The sequence below is a fragment of the Ruegeria sp. CDSB136 genome, from assembly GCF_059610965.1.
In genome coordinates this window covers 41,091-58,192 of sequence record NZ_JBXWOP010000005.1, presented here as the reverse complement: position 1 = coordinate 58,192, position 17,102 = coordinate 41,091, and the positions used below count along the sequence as shown (strand labels likewise).

The 17,102-nt window shown below is 59.5% G+C and carries 19 protein-coding genes; 14 read left to right on the top strand and 5 right to left on the bottom strand.

What is annotated here, in order from left to right:
* Window positions 1–101 precede the first annotated feature (101 nt).
* Both AC2FIR_RS07090 and miaB read right to left on the bottom strand, forming a co-directional pair.
* Entirely contained in the window at window positions 102–866 is a 765-nt protein-coding gene (locus AC2FIR_RS07090) for an outer membrane protein (protein WP_480524926.1), read from the bottom strand.
* A 181-nt stretch (window positions 867–1,047) separates the two neighbouring features.
* Entirely contained in the window at window positions 1,048–2,367 is a 1,320-nt protein-coding gene (gene miaB / locus AC2FIR_RS07085) for a tRNA (N6-isopentenyl adenosine(37)-C2)-methylthiotransferase MiaB (RefSeq protein WP_321254901.1), read from the bottom strand.
* 60 nt (window positions 2,368–2,427) lie between these two features.
* On the opposite strand from miaB, the gene AC2FIR_RS07080 reads away from it, so the two are divergent.
* Window positions 2,428–3,351, top strand: coding sequence for a glycosyltransferase family protein (locus AC2FIR_RS07080; protein ID WP_496715469.1), 924 nt, complete (start codon window positions 2,428–2,430; stop codon window positions 3,349–3,351).
* A 68-nt stretch (window positions 3,352–3,419) separates the two neighbouring features.
* Here AC2FIR_RS07080 and AC2FIR_RS07075 read toward each other — a convergent pair whose 3' ends face one another.
* Window positions 3,420–4,217, bottom strand: coding sequence for a phytanoyl-CoA dioxygenase family protein (locus AC2FIR_RS07075; RefSeq protein WP_170613457.1), 798 nt, complete (start codon window positions 4,215–4,217; stop codon window positions 3,420–3,422).
* 85 nt (window positions 4,218–4,302) lie between these two features.
* Here AC2FIR_RS07075 and AC2FIR_RS07070 point away from each other — a divergent pair, with 85 nt between their 5' ends.
* The gene (locus AC2FIR_RS07070; protein ID WP_170613459.1) at window positions 4,303–5,193 is read left to right on the top strand and encodes a LysR family transcriptional regulator; all 891 of its coding nucleotides are present in this window, start codon (window positions 4,303–4,305) and stop codon (window positions 5,191–5,193) included.
* 6 nt (window positions 5,194–5,199) lie between these two features.
* Here AC2FIR_RS07070 and irrA read toward each other — a convergent pair whose 3' ends face one another.
* Window positions 5,200–5,619 (bottom strand): iron response transcriptional regulator IrrA, encoded by a 420-nt coding sequence (gene irrA, locus AC2FIR_RS07065; protein WP_170619440.1) that lies wholly within the window; start codon window positions 5,617–5,619, stop codon window positions 5,200–5,202.
* Window positions 5,620–5,810: 191 nt separating this feature from the next.
* Between irrA and fabA the strand changes: the two genes are divergently transcribed.
* Genes fabA through AC2FIR_RS07045 form a run of 4 tightly spaced genes read left to right on the top strand, consistent with a single transcriptional unit; the run spans window position 5,811 to window position 8,646 of the window.
* A complete protein-coding gene (gene fabA / locus AC2FIR_RS07060) occupies window positions 5,811–6,320 on the top strand; it encodes a bifunctional 3-hydroxydecanoyl-ACP dehydratase/trans-2-decenoyl-ACP isomerase (protein ID WP_170613463.1) in 510 nt (169 codons plus the stop codon).
* 48 nt (window positions 6,321–6,368) lie between these two features.
* Entirely contained in the window at window positions 6,369–7,598 is a 1,230-nt protein-coding gene (fabB, locus tag AC2FIR_RS07055; RefSeq protein WP_170613465.1) for a beta-ketoacyl-ACP synthase I, read from the top strand.
* 5 nt (window positions 7,599–7,603) lie between these two features.
* Complete coding sequence (locus AC2FIR_RS07050; RefSeq protein WP_170613467.1) at window positions 7,604–8,395, top strand: enoyl-ACP reductase FabI; 792 nt, start codon at window positions 7,604–7,606, stop codon at window positions 8,393–8,395.
* Between the two features lie 59 nt (window positions 8,396–8,454).
* Window positions 8,455–8,646 carry a hypothetical protein gene (locus AC2FIR_RS07045; protein WP_170613469.1) on the top strand — a complete coding sequence of 64 codons (192 nt, stop codon included), beginning with the start codon at window positions 8,455–8,457 and terminating at the stop codon, window positions 8,644–8,646.
* 21 nt (window positions 8,647–8,667) lie between these two features.
* On the opposite strand, the gene AC2FIR_RS07040 is transcribed toward AC2FIR_RS07045, so the two are convergent.
* Entirely contained in the window at window positions 8,668–9,096 is a 429-nt protein-coding gene (locus AC2FIR_RS07040; RefSeq protein ID WP_170613471.1) for an FKBP-type peptidyl-prolyl cis-trans isomerase, read from the bottom strand.
* 125 nt (window positions 9,097–9,221) lie between these two features.
* Between AC2FIR_RS07040 and AC2FIR_RS07035 the strand changes: the two genes are divergently transcribed.
* The 8 genes from AC2FIR_RS07035 (at window position 9,222) to AC2FIR_RS07000 (ending at window position 17,010) form a co-directional block, all read left to right on the top strand.
* Complete coding sequence (locus AC2FIR_RS07035) at window positions 9,222–9,908, top strand: haloacid dehalogenase type II (protein WP_496715472.1); 687 nt, start codon at window positions 9,222–9,224, stop codon at window positions 9,906–9,908.
* A complete protein-coding gene (locus AC2FIR_RS07030; protein WP_496715474.1) occupies window positions 9,908–10,735 on the top strand; it encodes an alpha/beta fold hydrolase in 828 nt (275 codons plus the stop codon). The genes AC2FIR_RS07035 and AC2FIR_RS07030 overlap by 1 nt, the downstream gene beginning before the upstream one ends.
* Window positions 10,732–11,706: a threonine ammonia-lyase gene (locus tag AC2FIR_RS07025; protein ID WP_496715476.1), complete on the top strand. Its 975-nt coding sequence runs from the start codon at window positions 10,732–10,734 to the stop codon at window positions 11,704–11,706. The genes AC2FIR_RS07030 and AC2FIR_RS07025 overlap by 4 nt, the downstream gene beginning before the upstream one ends.
* A 59-nt stretch (window positions 11,707–11,765) precedes the next feature.
* Window positions 11,766–12,554: a 3-oxoadipate enol-lactonase gene (gene pcaD / locus AC2FIR_RS07020; RefSeq protein WP_480911595.1), complete on the top strand. Its 789-nt coding sequence runs from the start codon at window positions 11,766–11,768 to the stop codon at window positions 12,552–12,554.
* 13 nt (window positions 12,555–12,567) lie between these two features.
* Window positions 12,568–13,281, top strand: a complete 714-nt coding sequence (locus AC2FIR_RS07015; RefSeq protein ID WP_480911597.1) for an alpha/beta fold hydrolase — start codon at window positions 12,568–12,570, stop codon at window positions 13,279–13,281.
* 96 nt (window positions 13,282–13,377) lie between these two features.
* Window positions 13,378–14,577, top strand: coding sequence for a TCR/Tet family MFS transporter (locus tag AC2FIR_RS07010; RefSeq protein WP_496715478.1), 1,200 nt, complete (start codon window positions 13,378–13,380; stop codon window positions 14,575–14,577).
* Between the two features lie 81 nt (window positions 14,578–14,658).
* Entirely contained in the window at window positions 14,659–15,753 is a 1,095-nt protein-coding gene (locus AC2FIR_RS07005; RefSeq protein ID WP_480524953.1) for a Zn-dependent alcohol dehydrogenase, read from the top strand.
* 24 nt (window positions 15,754–15,777) lie between these two features.
* Window positions 15,778–17,010, top strand: coding sequence for a mandelate racemase/muconate lactonizing enzyme family protein (locus tag AC2FIR_RS07000; protein WP_496715480.1), 1,233 nt, complete (start codon window positions 15,778–15,780; stop codon window positions 17,008–17,010).
* Window positions 17,011–17,102: the final 92 nt, after the last annotated feature.

The following is a 17,102-nucleotide window of genomic DNA, read 5'->3' as shown; positions in this document are numbered from 1 at the left end:
TTGTCGGGCGCAAGACAGAGTTTCAAATTTTCCCCCACACATTGCAAAAGCGCCGCCGACCGTCCCGGCGCGCGTCGTGCCGCGTTTGCCGGAATGCGCCCTCAGAACCGGTAATTCAGACCGAACCGAAGCCCTTGGTACTTGGGCGTGGATTTTGTGGAAAAGCCCGAGTCGAACGTCACGTCTTTCGACTGGAACTGAACAAATTCATATTCACCGGTAATCGACCAGTTATCGGACAGGAAGTGCTCTGCCCCGACACTGACCGAGAACCCGCCGCGCTGGTCGCTTTCCTCAAAGGACTGAATGCGGGATACGGGGCCAAAGCTGTTGGAGGTGGTCACATCGCCCTGCACGTACCCGAGTGACACGAAATACAGAATATTTCCGCCCCGGTTTGTCACGCCATTACGAAACCGGACTGACAGGATATCGGAAATTTCGGAGCTGCCCGTGACGGCAACGGACCCAACTTGAGTGGAAACACTGTCTTCCAATGATCCGAAATCGTACCCGAGCTCTAACCCGTAGACATAGTTGCGCCGGCCGCTGATAGGCAGGCTGCCGCGCCACCCGCCTCGAATTCCGCCATAAGAACCGCTCAGGGTGAGATCGCCGACAGTCGTGGTGCCGGCAGGAGTTCTGAGGCCAAACCTGTCATCCCCCTCGCCCCCGTATCCGGCACTGAGCCCGAGGTAGAACGCGCTGACATCATCGCCGTACCGTTTTGCGCTGATCACTTCAGCATCAGCAACATCGCCGTTGCGATCGCTGGCGGGGCTGGAACCGGCTTGAAACACCATCAAAAGGGCCAAAGGCAATGCTGCCCAAAACCTGGGTGAAACCGAATGTGCTCGCTTTTTCACTCGTACCCTCCTTTGCGCCGAACGGACCATCGGACCAACGCATATCCGCTCCAAAAAGGCGCGTGGGAACCGCCCCAAGGAAAGACTGGGTTTCCTCGACCATAGTTCGCAACGATAAATCAAGGGTAAATTTTGGAAACAAACACCAGTTATGGTGTCTGCGCCATGGATAACAACAACCTCAGATCACTTCGCCCGCAAGCGAGTTTGCACCGGATTCGGTGATCAGCACGTCCCTCAGATCGCCCGCCATAATATCGGTGCCCGTAACGTGAACCGAATGCAGATACTCGGATTTTCCGACCATCTGGCCCGGCAAACGCCCTGGTTTTTCAAACAAAACCCGTACTTTTCTGCCGACCATGTCATCCTGGATCTCGCGCTGATGGCGGGTGATCAGCGCCTGCAGACGCTGCAGACGATCATCCGCCGCTTGCGGGTCGACCTGTTGCCGCTCGGCGGCCGGTGTGCCGGGGCGCGTCGAATACTTGAAAGAATAGGCATATCCATACCGGACCTGCTCGACCAGTTCTATGGTCTCCTGGAAATCCTGTTCGGTTTCCTCCGGAAAGCCCACGATGAAATCGCCGGACATGACGATATCCGGCCGCGCAGCGCGGATACGTTCGATCAGGCGCAGATAGCTTTCGGCGGTATGGCTGCGGTTCATGCGCTTGAGGATCCTGTCCGATCCCGACTGCACTGGCAGGTGCAGATACGGCATCAGTTTTTCGCAGGTTCCATGCGCCTCGATCAGGTCATCCGCCATGTCATTGGGGTGCGATGTGGTAAAGCGAATACGCTCCAGCCCGTCGACCTTGTTCAACTCCCAGATCAGGTCGGCAAGCGACACATCCCCGTTCGGGCCCGCACCGTGATAGGCATTGACGTTCTGTCCCAGCAGGGTGATTTCGCGCACGCCGCGGTCAACCAGATCCTGCGCCTCGCGGATGATACGGTCCGCAGGCCGGCTGACTTCGGCCCCCCGCGTGTAGGGAACAACGCAGAAGGCACAGAACTTGTCACAACCTTCCTGAACGGTCAGAAATGCAGTTGGCCCACGGCTGGCCTTTGGACGGTTCTTGAGCTTCTCGAACTTGTCCTCTTCCGGAAAATCCGTATCCAACGCCTTTTCGCCCGCGCGGGTCTTCGCCTCCATCTCGGGCAGGCGGTGATAGCTTTGCGGCCCCACAACCAGATCGACCAGAGGCTGGCGGCGCATGATCTCTTCACCCTCGGCCTGGGCCACACAGCCCGCAACGCCAATCTTGAGATCGGGTTTTTCGGCCTTCAACCCCTTGAACCGGCCCAATTCGGAATAGACCTTTTCGGCGGCTTTTTCCCGGATATGGCAGGTGTTCAGCAGGATCATATCCGCGTCATCCGGACTTTTGGTTTCGACATAGCCCTTCCCGCCCAGAGTTTCGGCCATACGCTCGCTGTCGTAGACGTTCATCTGGCAACCATAGGTCTTGATGTACAGCTTCTTGGGTTCTGACATGAAAACGGCCTTTGCATTCGCGGGATCGGCGTCGTCTATACCCATAGAACGCCGCTTGCAATGCCGACGCGATTAACCGATTTTGGCCGGCAATTCCAGCACGGCGGATCAAGACAGGCGATGCACTACAAGACCCTCGACACTTTTATGCAGTCCGGCAGCGCCGCCCTCGCCAAGGGACCCATTGCCCTGATCATCGCCGAGGACGACGTCGAACTTGACGGAACCATCCGCCACCATCTGAACCTTGGCTTCAAATCCCTGATCGCTTTGATGCCGCCGGAGTTTCAACTGGACCCGGAACTGTCCGAACGCATTCACCGGGTAGATCAGACCTGCGCGCCAAGAACCGTTGTCTTTGACGCCCTCAATCGGATCATCCAGGCCGCGCCGGGGTTGTGGCTGTACTACTGCTACAACGCCGAGTACCTGTTCTTTCCGTTTTGCGAGACCCGAAGCATCGGCGAAATGCTGACGTTCCACACCGAAGAGCGCCGCAATGCGATGCTGTGCCACGTGATCGACCTTTATGCCGAGGACCTGACCGTATATCCCAACGGTGTCGCCCCCGATCACGCCATGCTGGACCGAACCGGATACTACGCGCACGCCCGCCACGATGCTGACGGACATCCGCTTGAACGCCAACTGGACATGTCAGGTGGCCTGCGGTGGCGGTTCGAGGATCACATCCCCTACGAACGCCGCCGCATTGACAGGATTTCCTTGTTCATGGCGAAAAAGACCCTGACGCTTCTGCCGGACCACAGCTTTAACGAGGCGGAATACAACACGTATTCGTGCCCCTGGCATCATAACCTGACGGCCGCGATTTGTTCCTTCCGCGCCGCCAAGGCCCTTAAAAGCAATGCCGGTTCCACATTCGATATCCCGACCTTCCGCTGGCAGAATTCAGTGCCGTTTGAATGGACCTCGCAGCAATTGCTCGATCTGGGCCTGATGGAATCGGGACAATGGTTCTGACAAGCTTTTCGTCTGTTTGAAAATGCCGCAGTGGAAGCGCGGCATTGTGGCGATGGGGGCAGAGTCCCCTACCGCTGCAACAAGACCGGAAACCAGTCTTCGCGCAGACGTTGCCCCGGCTGCATGTCATGCCCCGGAAACGGGGGCGAAGTCCGGCCCGGGCGCTCGACATAGCGTGCGTCGTCACCGACCAGCCGCAACGAAAACGCCCGGCGGCGGCTGTCCGACTGATTGCCCCGCGCTCCATGCAGTGTGCGGTAATTGAAGGCGACCGCATCTCCCGGCTCCATCTCGAACTCGACGATCCGCATGCCTTCGGCATCCGGATCGGGCACGGGGATGTACTGGCCTTCATCCGCAAAGAACCCTTCCTCGGAAACCCATCGTGTCGGCAGGACTTCTTTTTCCCACCGGTGCGACCCGGCAACGCAGCGCAAGGTTGCCTGCTTGACCGGATCAAGTGGCGACCAGAAGCTGATCGTTTGCTGGCCATCAACAAAGTAATAGGGACCATCCTGGTGCCATGGGGTCGCCATCGAGGTGCCTGGTTCCTTGACCAGCACGTGATCATGAAACATCTGAACACTGCGCGACTGCATCAAGTCTGCAGCCACCTCGGCAGCCGGCGAGTTGCGGATCACGTCTTCAAACTGTCCGATTCGCGACCAGTTGCAGTAATCGTCAAAAAACAGTCCGGTCTCGCCCCGTTTATGGTTGTCGGACGCATACGGTCCAGGCTTGGCCATGTTTGCGGCCACCCCGTCGCGCAGAGCCTCTACGTGATCGGCAAATAGGCCTTTGATCAGGACCACGCCGTCTTCCTGAAAGGTGTCAATCATTTCCTGTGTAACAAGGGGGTGTGTCATCTCGGTCTCCGTGCGTTCCCTGCCCGATCTGCACATGAAAATTAATTCTGTTCAAATAATATCTTTCGAACTTAGAATTAAGGGTATGTTATACGTTACGCTCCGACATTATGAATATATCTGCGCAATCGGCCGCTACGGCAGCCTGTCTGCGGCGGCTCAGCAGCTCAATGTCTCGCAACCCGCGCTGTCCACCGCTCTGACGCGGGTCGAGTCGCAATTGGGGTATCCGCTTTTTGCCCGCAAGCGAGGCGCCGCGATGGCCGTCACGCCACAGGGCCGCCGGTTTATCGGCGAGGCTGAGGCGCTGCTGGACCGTGCCGCGCGGCTGGAATCGTCGGACCAGACCAACACCGGCGCGGCGACGCTGCGGATCGGGTGTTTCGTGGACCTGGCCCCTTTCCTGATGGCTCCGGCTTTGCACCTTCTTCGGAATGCCCTGCCTGACGTCGCGATCACTTATCAGGTGGACGGATTCGAGGGACTGATTTCGGGAATGATAGATGGGCGCATTGACATTGCTCTGACCTATGGGCTGAGCATGGATGCCGGTTTCTCGCGGCGCATCCTGTTCGACAACATCCCCCACGCGGTGATGCCGCCCGAGCATATTCTGACGGGCAACGACACAATTTCACTGAAGGAATTGGAATCGCACCCCCTAATCCTGTCTCAGGAGGGTTTGTCGGCGCAGCATGTTCTGGGCCTGTTCCGGCAAAACGGGTTGTCGCCCACCGTCGCGCACCGCGCGGCCTCGCTGGAAATCCAGCGCAGCCTTGCCGCCCACGGCGAGGGAATCGCAATCAGCTACGCCATCCCGCACAGCCATTTCAGCTATGACGGGCGACCGCTGACCAGCAAGCCGATATCCAACCCGGAAGCGGCAGAACCCGTGGTTCTGGCACGTCACGGAATCGGTCCGGCGGACAGCAATGTTCAAAAGGCGGAACAGGCTCTGACTGAACTCGGCGGTTGAGAGGTGTTACTGTGTTTTGCGAAGGCGGATAACAACGTCGACCGACGCGATCTCGACCCCTTCAGGCGCTTCGGGAAGACGCTGGATCACCAACTGATCCGAGGGCGCATCGCTCAGCCGGCCTTCGTCTTCCCAGAAGAAGTGCGGGTGGTCGTGCGTGTTGGTGTCAAAATAGCTTTTTGACCCGTCCACGGTGATTTCCTGCAGAACACCGGCGTCGCAAAAGGCGCGCAGCGTGTTGTACACGGTCGCCAGCGATACGGCGTCGCCATTTTTCTTCGCCGCATCAAACAGGCTTTCGGCGGTGACGTGACGGTGTTTTCCGTCGCCGACAAGCAGTTCAGCCAAAGCAACACGCTGGCGCGTCGGGCGCAATCCGGCGTCTACAAGCCAAGTCGTGGCTCTGTTCTGGCTTTGAGGTGTCATGATTTCCGATACCCGCAATTCTGGCTGACTTACATATAAGTGCTTCGCCCCCACAATTTCAAATGAAATTCATTCGCAAAGAATGGGCTGAGCGCGACATGATATGGACCACAACTCTTGCAGGCCCTTGCAAACGGGTGCTAGACGAGGCCAGATATAACGAACGGACCCCTGGCAGGAGAGGCGGCAGAATGGCCCAATTCCCGAGCAGTTTTGACAAGGATGATCTGCTGAAATGCGCCCGTGGCGAATTATTCGGCCCCGGGAACGCGCAATTACCTGCCCCACCGATGCTGATGATGGACCGGATCACCGACATTTCCGGCGATGGCGGCGCACATGGCAAAGGCCATGTGGTGGCAGAATTCGACATCAATCCTGACCTGTGGTTCTTTGACTGCCATTTCCCCGGCAACCCGATCATGCCAGGCTGTCTGGGTCTGGACGGGCTATGGCAGCTGACCGGCTTCAATTTGGGCTGGCGCGGCTGGCAGGGTCGCGGATACGCATTGGGCGTGGGTGAGGTCAAGCTGACCGGAATGGTGCGCCCCGACCGCAAGATGCTGACATATTATGTGGATTTCACCAAAGCCGTACAAACCCGCCGTCTGACCATGGGTGTGGCGGATGGCCGGGTCGAAGCCGACGGCGAAGTGATTTATCAGGTCAAGGACATGAAAGTTGCGCTGTCCGAAAGCTGAACCCGGCTGACGGACTGGTAACAAGGAACGGAATACAGGAGTACGCATATGCGTCGCGTCGTCGTCACCGGTCTGGGGGTCGTTTCCTCGATCGGCAACAATGCCGAAGAGGTTCTCGCCTCGCTCAAGGCAGGTAAATCCGGGATCGAAGCCAACGAACAGATGGTCGAACACGGATTTCGCAGCCAGATCGCCGGAACGCTCAAGATCGACGTGGCCGAGCATGTGGACAAGCGCACCCTTCGTTTCATGGGCCCTGGTGCCGCATACGCGCACATCGCCATGAGCCAGGCGATCGAAGACGCCGGCCTGACCGAAGACCAGGTCGTCAACCCGCGCACGGGTCTTGTTGCCGGCTCCGGTGGACCATCGACCAGCGCCATGCTGACAGCGCATCAGACTGTGCTGAAAAACGGTGCCACAAAGCGGATCGGCCCCTTTGCAGTGCCGAAATGCATGTGCTCGACAATTTCGGCGAACCTTGCGACAGCGTTCAAGATCAAGGGTATCAACTATTCCATCACGTCGGCCTGCTCGACGTCGCTGCATTGTATCGGCAACGCGGCGGAACAGATCATGCTGGGCAAGCAGGATGTGATGTTTGCAGGCGGCGGCGAGGAACTGGATTGGACCCTGTCCTGCCTGTTCGACGCGATGGGCGCGATGTCCTCCAAATACAACGACACCCCGGAAAAAGCCTCGCGTGCATTCGATCAGAACCGCGATGGTTTCGTGATTTCCGGCGGCGGCGGCATCGTCGTTCTGGAAGACCTGGAACACGCACTGGCACGCGGCGCCAAGATCTATGCCGAGGTCACGGGTTATGCCGCGACATCCGACGGACATGACATGGTTGCACCGTCCGGTGAAGGCGGCGAGCGTGCGATGCGCCTGGCCCTGTCCACCCTGCCCGAAGGCCGTAAGGTCGATTACATCAACGCCCACGGCACCTCGACCCCGGTAGGCGATGTGGGCGAGGTTGAGGCCGTTCGCCGTATCTTCGGTGAGGGCAGCGTACCGCCGATTTCGTCGACCAAATCGATGACGGGCCATGCGCAAGGCGCGGCCGGCGCGCTTGAGGCGATTTTCTGCCTTTTGATGCTGCAAAATGACTTTATTACTCCGTCGATCAATGTCGACACACTTTCCGACGGCATCCTGCCCGGTGAAATTGCAACTCAGGTGGTTGAAAACGCAGGCCTGGACAGCGTGATGACCAACAGCTTCGGCTTTGGCGGCACCAACGGCTCCATGATCCTGTCCAGGTATAACGGGTGACTATGATGTCGGATCTTCTCAAGGGCAAACGCGGCCTGATCATGGGCGTGGCAAATGACCGCTCGATTGCGTGGGGCATTGCCAAGGCGATGCATGAGGCCGGTGCCGAACTGGCGTTCACCTATCAGGGTGAGGCGTTCGGAAAGCGTCTGGAGCCGCTGGCACAAAGCCTCGGCAGCGATTTCATGGTAGATGCGGACGTCACCGACGACGCCTCGCTGGACCGCGCTTTTGGCGAGCTGGGTGAGCGATGGCCGACCATCGATTTCGTCGTGCACGCCATCGCCTATTCCGACAAGAACGAACTAACCGGCCGGTTTCTGAACACGACACGCGCGAACTTCAAACACTCGCTGGATGTCTCGGCCTATTCCTTTATCGAGGTCGCGCGCCGCGCATATCCGCTTATGAAGGACAATGGCGGCACCTTGCTGACCCTGACCTATCAGGGGTCTAACAAGGTTGTTCCCAACTACAACGTGATGGGTGTGGCCAAGGCGGCACTGGAATCGGCGACCCGCTACCTGGCCAATGATCTCGGCCCCGATGGTATTCGCGTCAACGCAATCTCTCCCGGGCCGATGAAAACACTGGCCGGGGCCGCAATTGGCGGCGCCCGCAAGACTTACAAGTTCTGCGATCAGAACGCGCCGATGCGATCGAACGCGACGCTTGAGGCAGTGGGCGGCACTGCGGTATATCTGGCGTCGGACGCCGGGTCCTGCACATCAGGCGAAATCATCCGTGTCGATGGCGGTTTCCATATCCTTGGAATGCCGCAGCCCGAGGCGATGTGACCATATCTTTCCCTGCCGACGCCTAGATTTGACCATCTTTCGACGGCAGGGATTGGCTTATGAGCAAGCTAGACCAGATCATCGCAAACAACGCGCGCGGACCTCAGGTCCGGCGCAAGTCGGGACTCCTGACCAATCGGGGTCGTGTCATGTTACTGACGCTGACATCCCTTCTGGTGCTGTTTGTCTTTTTGACTCAGCCACCGGTGCGTGAAGCTGTGGATCGCCTTATCGGCATGATTGCAGGCTGACGGTCTTTTCGCCTTTTCCGGTCAGTTTACCGAAACCACCTCAATCTCAAAGATCAGGTCCTGTCCCGCCAGGGGATGGTTCCCGTCAAGAGTAACAGTGGCCTCATCTGCATCGACAACGGTAACAGGCAAGGCTTGCCCGTCAGGCGTCTGCATCTGCAGCTGAGTACCAGGCTCCAGCGGAATATCATCCGGGATGCCTTCGCGCGGGATGGCCTGGCGCATCGCCGGGTTGATCGGCCCATAGGCTTCCACACAGGCGATTTCGACCCGTTTTTTGTCGCCTGCCACCAGACCCGGCATGGCCGTGTCGAGGCCGGGAATGATCTGGCCCGAGCCAACGACGAACTCAAGCGGATCGCGCCCCTCGGAACTGTCAAAGACGGATCCGTCCAGCAAGGAGCCGGTATAATGGATGCGCACTGTGTCGCCTTGTTTGATTTCAGTCATATTGAACTCCGACCGGTAAGGAATGAACCGGTCAACCTAGGGTATGACACGATAATGTAAACCCTTGCCCCTTTAACCCACGAAACTCCTGTGCCAACCTGCCGCCGAACGGCAGTGAGGGTCCGATGGTAGTTTCCACCTGTGTTTTTGATGCCTATGGTACGTTGTTCGATGTCACCGCCGCCGCAAGGCAGGCCGCAGTTGAACCGGAGTTCGAGGCGCTACAGCAGAAATGGCCCGAGCTGGCCAATTTCTGGCGCCTGAAACAGCTGCAATATACCTGGTTGCGGGCGATAACAGACGCGCATGCCGATTTTTGGGACGTGACGCAGGACGGGCTTGATTGGGCATTGGAAGCCACGGGGCTAGATGGCAATGCCGCCCTGCGACAGAGGCTACTGGATTTGTACTGGCAACTGCAGTCCTATCCGGAAGTGCCCGAGATGCTGAAGGCATTGAAAGCGGGTGGTTTACAGACCGCCATCCTATCCAACGGATCTCCGCCGATGCTGGAAGGTGCCGTGCAGTCGGCCGGCGTCGGCGATCTGCTGGACGACGTGCTGTCGGTCGAAACCGTTGGTGTCTTCAAACCACATGCGATTGTCTACGATCTTGTGCAGCAACGCTTTGGCTGTGAACGCGATCAGGTCCTGTTCGTCAGCTCCAATGGCTGGGACGCTGCCGGAGCCAGCGGATACGGATTCGTGACCGCCTGGGTCAACCGTGCAGGCGAACCCCAGGACCGATTGCCGTGGGCTCCTGCTCATATTCTGTCCGACCTGACTTCGATCCCAAAGCTGGCCGGTCTTTGATGGCGTTTTTCACGACCTCGGACAACAAGCGCATTTATTATGAGGACAACGGCACAGGCGCTCAGGTCCTGTGTCTGGCCGGATTGACGCGCAATGGTCGGGATTTTTCTTTCCTTGCGCCCCACATGGTCGATTACCGCATGATCACAATGGATTATCGCGGGCGCGGTCGTTCCGATCATGACCCGGACCACGCGAACTACAACATCCAGCGCGAGGCGCTGGACGCAATCGAATTGCTGGATCATCTGGCCCTCGACCGGGTGGTCATTCTGGGGACGTCCCGCGGCGGTTTGATCGCGATGGCGCTGGCAATCAGCCATCGCCACCGGCTGGCGGGCGTTATCCTGAACGATGTCGGCCCGGTTATTGGACCTGCAGGCATTGCCAAGATCATGGAATACGTCGGCAAACCGCCGGTTTCCAGAACACTGGATCAGGCGGCACGGCAACTGAAACAGGCTATGGACCCTCATTTCCCCGGTGTCCCTCTGAGCATCTGGCGACGGCAGGCCGAGTTTCAGTACGAAGATCAGGGCGGGCATCTGTCGTTGCGCTACGACCCCGCCTTGCGGACCGCGCTGATCGAACAGGCCGCTGCCGGGGTGGCGCCGGATTTGTGGCCTTTGTTCGGGGCCTTGCGCGATTTGCCGGTTGGTGTCATCCGTGGCGCAAACTCGGACATTCTGGGAAGGGAAACACTTACTCAAATGCAAACTCGTCACCCCGGACTTATCGTGGCTGAGGTGCCGGATCGCGGGCATGTTCCCTTTCTGGACGAGCCCCCTTCGCTGACCGTCATTCGCAAAGTACTGGACGCCGCATGAGCACCATTGATCTGATCGAAGCCGCCGCCACCCGACTGCAGGGACATGTGCGGGAAACACCGATCCTGACCTCGCCCTTTCTGGACGAAATCGCAGGTCGGCGGGTGCTGGTGAAACCCGAATGCCTGCAACATACCGGCAGCTTCAAGTTTCGCGGCGCGTGGTCGGCAATCTCGGCGCTGGAAGAAAGTGACCGGCAGCGCGGCGTCATTGCCTATTCCTCGGGCAACCATGCGCAGGGGGTTGCGCTGGCCGCGTCCCGGCACGGGATATCATCGGTCATCATCATGCCCTCAGACGCGCCACGGCTGAAGATCGAAAACACCCGCGCATTGGGGGCCGAGGTTGTTCTCTACGACCGCACAACCGAAAGCCGCGAGGAGATCGGAGAAAGTCTGGCGCAGGAGCGTGGATTGACGCTGATCCGGCCCTACGACGAACCGCAAGTAATCGCCGGACAGGGCACCACGGGGCTTGAGATTGCGCGTCAGGCAGCCGAAGCCGGGGTTGCCAATGCGGACGTTCTGGTGTGTTGCGGGGGCGGCGGCCTGTCATCGGGCATTGCCTTGGCTTTGGAAAAACACGCGCCGGACCTGCGGGTCCGCCCGTGCGAGCCGGAAGGCTTTGATGATGTCAAACGATCGTTGGAAAGCGGCCGCATCGAAAAGAACACGGCGGCAGCGGGCAATCTGTGCGATGCAATCCTGACCCCCCAACCCGGCCGGATCACCTTCCCGATCCTTCAGCGTTTGTGCGGTCCCGGGCTGGCGGTATCCGAGGAAGAAGCCCTGCGGGCAATGGCGCAGGCTTTTTTGCGCCTCAAGATCGCGCTGGAACCGGGCGGGGCCGTGTCATTGGCGGCAGCCTTGTTCCGAAAGGACGAGATTCAGGGCGACGCGGTCATTGTAGTGGCATCCGGCGGAAATGTCGATCCGCAAGTTTTTGGCCAGGCGTTGGAATTCCTGACCTGACAGCAGGCGGCAATCCGTGCAAGTTGACCCCGAACTGTGAATCGACAGGGACCGAAATCATGCAAATCGCCGATCTTGGTGACGTGCAACTGCATTACCAAACGGACGGCAACCCGGACGGGGCACCGATCGTGTTTGCCAATTCCCTTGGGACCGATCTGCGCCTTTGGGACAGCGTCCTGCCGCATCTGCCGGATGGCCTGCGGATCATCCGTTTCGACAAGCGTGGTCACGGATTGTCTTCGCAGCCTCCCGGCCCGTATTCGATGGGCGCCTTGATAAGGGATACCGAGGCCCTTCTGGACCATCTTGGTGTCCGGAATTGCGTGTTCGTCGGCCTGTCCATCGGCGGCATGATCGCCCAAGGCCTGGCCGTCAAAAGGATGGATCAAATCCGCGCGCTGGTTCTATCAAACACCGCCGCCAAAATCGCGACCCCGGCCATCTGGCAGGATCGCATGGCCGCGGTGCGAGCTGGCGGGATCGAAGCGCTGGCCGATGCAACGATGGAACGGTGGTTTTCGAAGGCTTATCGCACATCGGCGGATCATCTGCTGTGGCGCAACATGATGGTTCGCCAACCGGTCGAAGGTTATCTGGGGTGCTGCGCCGCCATATCGGGCACCGATTTCTATACGCCGACCAGCGGATTGCGCCTGCCCACATTGGGCATCGCCGGCAGCGAGGACGGCTCGACCCCGCCCGATCTGGTCAGAGAAACAGTCGACCTGATCCCCGGCTCCCGGTTTGAACTGATGCGCAAGGCGGGACATCTGCCCTGTGTCGAACACCCGAAGCAATACGCCGCCTTGTTGCGACGCTTCCTGTCCGATGTCGGACACATCTGAAGGAGAGACGACTGTGGCGGATTTTTTGCTGATCCACGGGTCCTGTCATGGCGCATGGTGCTGGCGCGATCTTATACCTGCACTTGAACGTTTGGGGCATTCCGCCCATGCCATTGATCTGCCCAGCCACGGTTCCGACCCGACCCGCATCTGCGAGGTTACGCTGGACGGGTGTCGGGACGCTGTTCTGGCGGCCACAACACCGGAAACACTCATCGTCGGGCATTCCTGGGGCGGATATCCGATCAGCGCCGCCGCCGAGGCTCAGCCAAACGCAATGCGGGGCCTGATCTATCTTTGCGCGTATGTGCCGCACGACGGTTTGTCGATGGTCGAGATGCGAAAACGCGCGCCCCGGCAACTGATTGTTGACGCCGTGGACAAATCTGCCGACGGCCTGTCCTACACCGTCCATCCAGACCGGGTGCAGGATCTGTTTTATCACGACTGCCCGACCGGCACGACCCAATATGCGCTGGCACGAATGTGCCCTCAGCCGATCCGGCCTCAGGACACCCCTTTGCCGCTGTCCGCAAGACACGCCGGCGTCAAAAAGGCATATATCCGTACAACCGACGATCATACGATACCGACCGAATACCAGGAAACGATGAGCCACTGCGCGCCGCCGAACCTGCGTCACACCATCGACAGTTCGCATTCACCGTTTTTCGCGCAGCCGGAAAAGCTGGCCAAACTGTTGAGCGAGATCGAGCATGGGCTCTGAACCCGGCTGACCGGACGTCACGACACGGTACAGGGATGTTCCCTTCCCTGCGGCCGGTCGCTAGGGTCCGCGCAGAAACCTCTGAAACCGGTAATCATGCGTCTGCCATTTCTGTTTGTTCTCAGCATTGTGATGATCGACGCCATGGGCATCGGTCTGGTGATGCCCATCATGCCCGAACTGATCCTCGAAGTTCAGGCAGGAACACTGGCCAGTGCTGCGATCTGGGGCGGGATTCTCAGCACCGCATTCGCTGCAATGCAGTTTGTATTCAGCCCCATTTTGGGAAATCTCTCTGATGCTTACGGGCGGCGCACGGTTCTTCTGGTGTCGCTGTTTGTCATGGCGCTGGACTACGTGGTCATGGCGGTTGCAGGCAGTATCTGGCTGCTTCTTGCCGGGCGAATCATTGGCGGCATCACCGCCGCCACCCACGCAACCGCGGCGGCTTTCATGGCGGACGTGTCAAAGCCACACGAGAAAGCCGCCAATTTCGGGCTGATCGGGGCCGCCTTTGGCGTTGGCTTCGTGCTTGGGCCGGTACTGGGCGGTGTGCTGAGTGAATACGGAACCCGCGCGCCGTTCTGGGCGGCGGCGGGGTTGTCTGCGCTGACCTTCGTCGTCGGTCTGTTCGTCATGCCGGAAACGATCACGGACAAGACCCGGCGCGCATTCAGCTGGCGACGTGCCAATACCGCAAATTCGTTGCGCGCCATCGCCGGACTGCCGGGAATTCGACCGTTGTTGTGGGTCTATTTCCTGTATTCGGTGTCAATCTATGTCTACCCCGCAATCTGGTCGTATTTCACGACTGAGCGCTTTGGCTGGTCACCGCAGATGATCGGGGTGTCGCTTGGGGTCTACGGCATGGCCATGGCGGCCGTGCAGGGCGGTCTGATCCGCCCGGCCACGCGATATCTGGGCGAGCGGGCAACCATCATCTACGGCATGGGATTCGAGATAATCAGTTTCTTGCTGTTGGCGTTTCTGACCAACGGAACTGTCGCCCTGATCCTGATCCCGATCACGGCCTTTGGCGCCGTGATCACCCCGGCCCTGCAGGCCATGATGTCGCGGGCCACACCGGATTCCCAACAGGGCGAACTGCAGGGCGTTCTGACCTCACTCCATGCTCTGTCGATGATTATCTCTCCCTTGCTGATGACCGGCGTTTTCGCGCATTTCGTGCGACCGGACACAGCTATCTATTTGCCCGGGGCGCCGTTTCTTCTTGCCCTAGTCCTGATGATTGCAGGTTTCGTGTTGTTTTCCCGGGCGCGCCCGCTTGTGGTGTAACAACGACATCGCGATGACGGATTCCGCCTTGCAGCCTGCGCGCCATAACGCCACCGTGTGCGAAAGGGAGAGTTAACAACAATGCAAACCATCAAAGCCGCTGTATGCCATGCGTTCGGGGAACCGCTTGTCATTGAAGATGTCCGGATTTCGGCTCCGGGCAATGGCGAGGTCGAAGTGACCCTGCACGCCGTCGCGATCTGTCATTCCGACATAACATACGCCAGTGGCGCCTGGGGCGGGTTTCTGCCTGCCGTTTACGGGCACGAGGCGGCTGGCATCATATCGGCGGTGGGCAAGGACGCAGGCGGATTCCAGGTCGGCGACCCGGTCGTTGTCACGCTGATCCGGGCCTGCGGGTCCTGCCCGTCCTGCGCCGGCGGCAAACCAACGATTTGTGAAACCCCTTACGACACGGTCAAGGGACCGCTGCGTACAGCCGACAACGGTCCGCTTGAACAGGCCATGGCCTGCGGCGCTTTTGCGGAAAAGGTGGTCGTCAGCCACAGGCAGATCGTCAAAATCCCGGAAACGCTGCCCAAGGACGTTGCCAGCCTGTTGTCCTGCGGCGTGATCACAGGCGTTGGCGCAGCCGTCAACGCAGCCGGTTTGCGCCCGGGTCAGGACGTAGTCGTGATTGGCGCCGGAGGCGTAGGCCTGAACGCGATACAGGGCGCACGGCTTGCCGGGGCGCGGCGCATCGTGGCTGTGGACATGACCGAAGAGAAACTGGAAATCGCCAAAGAGTTTGGCGCGACTCATGGCGTGCTGGGCAGCCTGGACGAGCCGTGGAAGGCTGCATACAAGGCTTTGGGCGGGCGCGGGGCGGATGCTGTTCTGATTACCGTTGGCGCAATACCGGCCTATGATCAGGCCCCGCGTTACCTTGGGCGCGGCGGCAAGGCCGTCATGATCGGTATGCCGCATTCCGGCGATCAGTCTACCTACGAACCCGTCATCCTTGCCGCATTGGGACAGGGCCTGGTCGGATCGAAAATGGGCGATGTGGTCATTCAGCGCGATATCCCCTGGATGATCGACCTGTACGAACAGGGGCGGCTGAAACTGGATGAACTGATCTCGGGGCGCTGGACGCTGGACCAGATCAACGAGGCGATTGCCGACACGAAGACCGGCTCGGCCAAACGCAACGTCATTATCTTCGACCAGAACTAACGCGACCCGGCAGGAGGGCAGCTGATGAAACTGCAGGATCTCGATATTATCGTCACGGCCCCTCCGGCCCCAGGCTGGGGCGGACGTTACTGGATACTGGTCAAGGTCACGACCGATACCGGGATCATCGGCTGGGGGGAATGCTACGCCTCGTCGGTTGGCCCGGAGGCCATGAAACATGTTATCCGGGACGTGTTCGAACGGCACATGCTGGGCGAGAACCCGGAGAACATCGAGCTGATGTTCCGCCGCGCCTATTCAAGCGGCTTCACCCAGCGTCCGGACCTGACGGTCATGGGCGCGTTTTCCGGGCTTGAAATCGCGTGCTGGGACATCTTGGGCAAGGACCGGGACCGCCCGGTTTACGCCCTGCTAGGCGGGCTGATGAATGAACGCATTCGCGCCTATACCTATCTGTACCCCCTGCCCCGGCACAATCTGACCGATTTCTGGACGTCACCCGAACAAGCGGCGGAAAGCGCGGCCGAAATGGTCCGGCGCGGCTTCACCGCGGTCAAGTTCGACCCGGCTGGTCCTTACACGATGCGCGGAGGCCATATGCCGGCGATGTCCGATATCTCGATGTCGGTGGCGTTCTGCAAAGCCATACGCGAGGCGGTCGGGGACAAGGCCGACCTGCTGTTCGGCACCCACGGCCAGTTCAACACGGCGGGGGCCATTCGACTGGGTCAGGCGCTCGAGCCGTACTTGCCGCTCTGGTTCGAAGAACCCACACCGCCGGACATGATCGAAGACATGGCGCGCGTTGCCCGCAACGTCCGCATTCCGGTGGCAACAGGCGAGCGGATGACCACAAAGGCCGAGTTCGGGGCGGTTCTGCGGGCTGGCGCGGCAGAAATCCTGCAACCCGCGCTGGGACGCGCAGGTGGGATATGGGAGATGAAGAAAGTCGCCGCCATGGCCGAGATCTTCAACGCACAGATGGCACCTCACCTATACGCGGGGCCTGTGGAATGGGCCGCGAATATCCATCTGGCCGCATCCATACCCAACTTGTTGCTGCTGGAAACCATTGAAACCCCGTTCCACAACCAGTTGATCAACGGCAGTTTGCAGGTGGACAATGGATTCGTGATCCCGCCCACTGCTGCCGGCCTCGGGATCGACGTCAATGAAGAACTGGCCCGCGCGCACCCCTATACCGGGGATGGCCTGCACCTGCAGATGCAGGAGGCACCTTGTGACTACGTCAACGGCAACGCATTTCAGGGCGGCGCACCGGCTGTCGAGGGGTGACAATCACGACTGTAATCAGGCATAATGCTGACAATACAGACTAGTAGACAGGTCGCGCGTGACGTTCAAGGAAGTGCAGTCCCAACAACTGA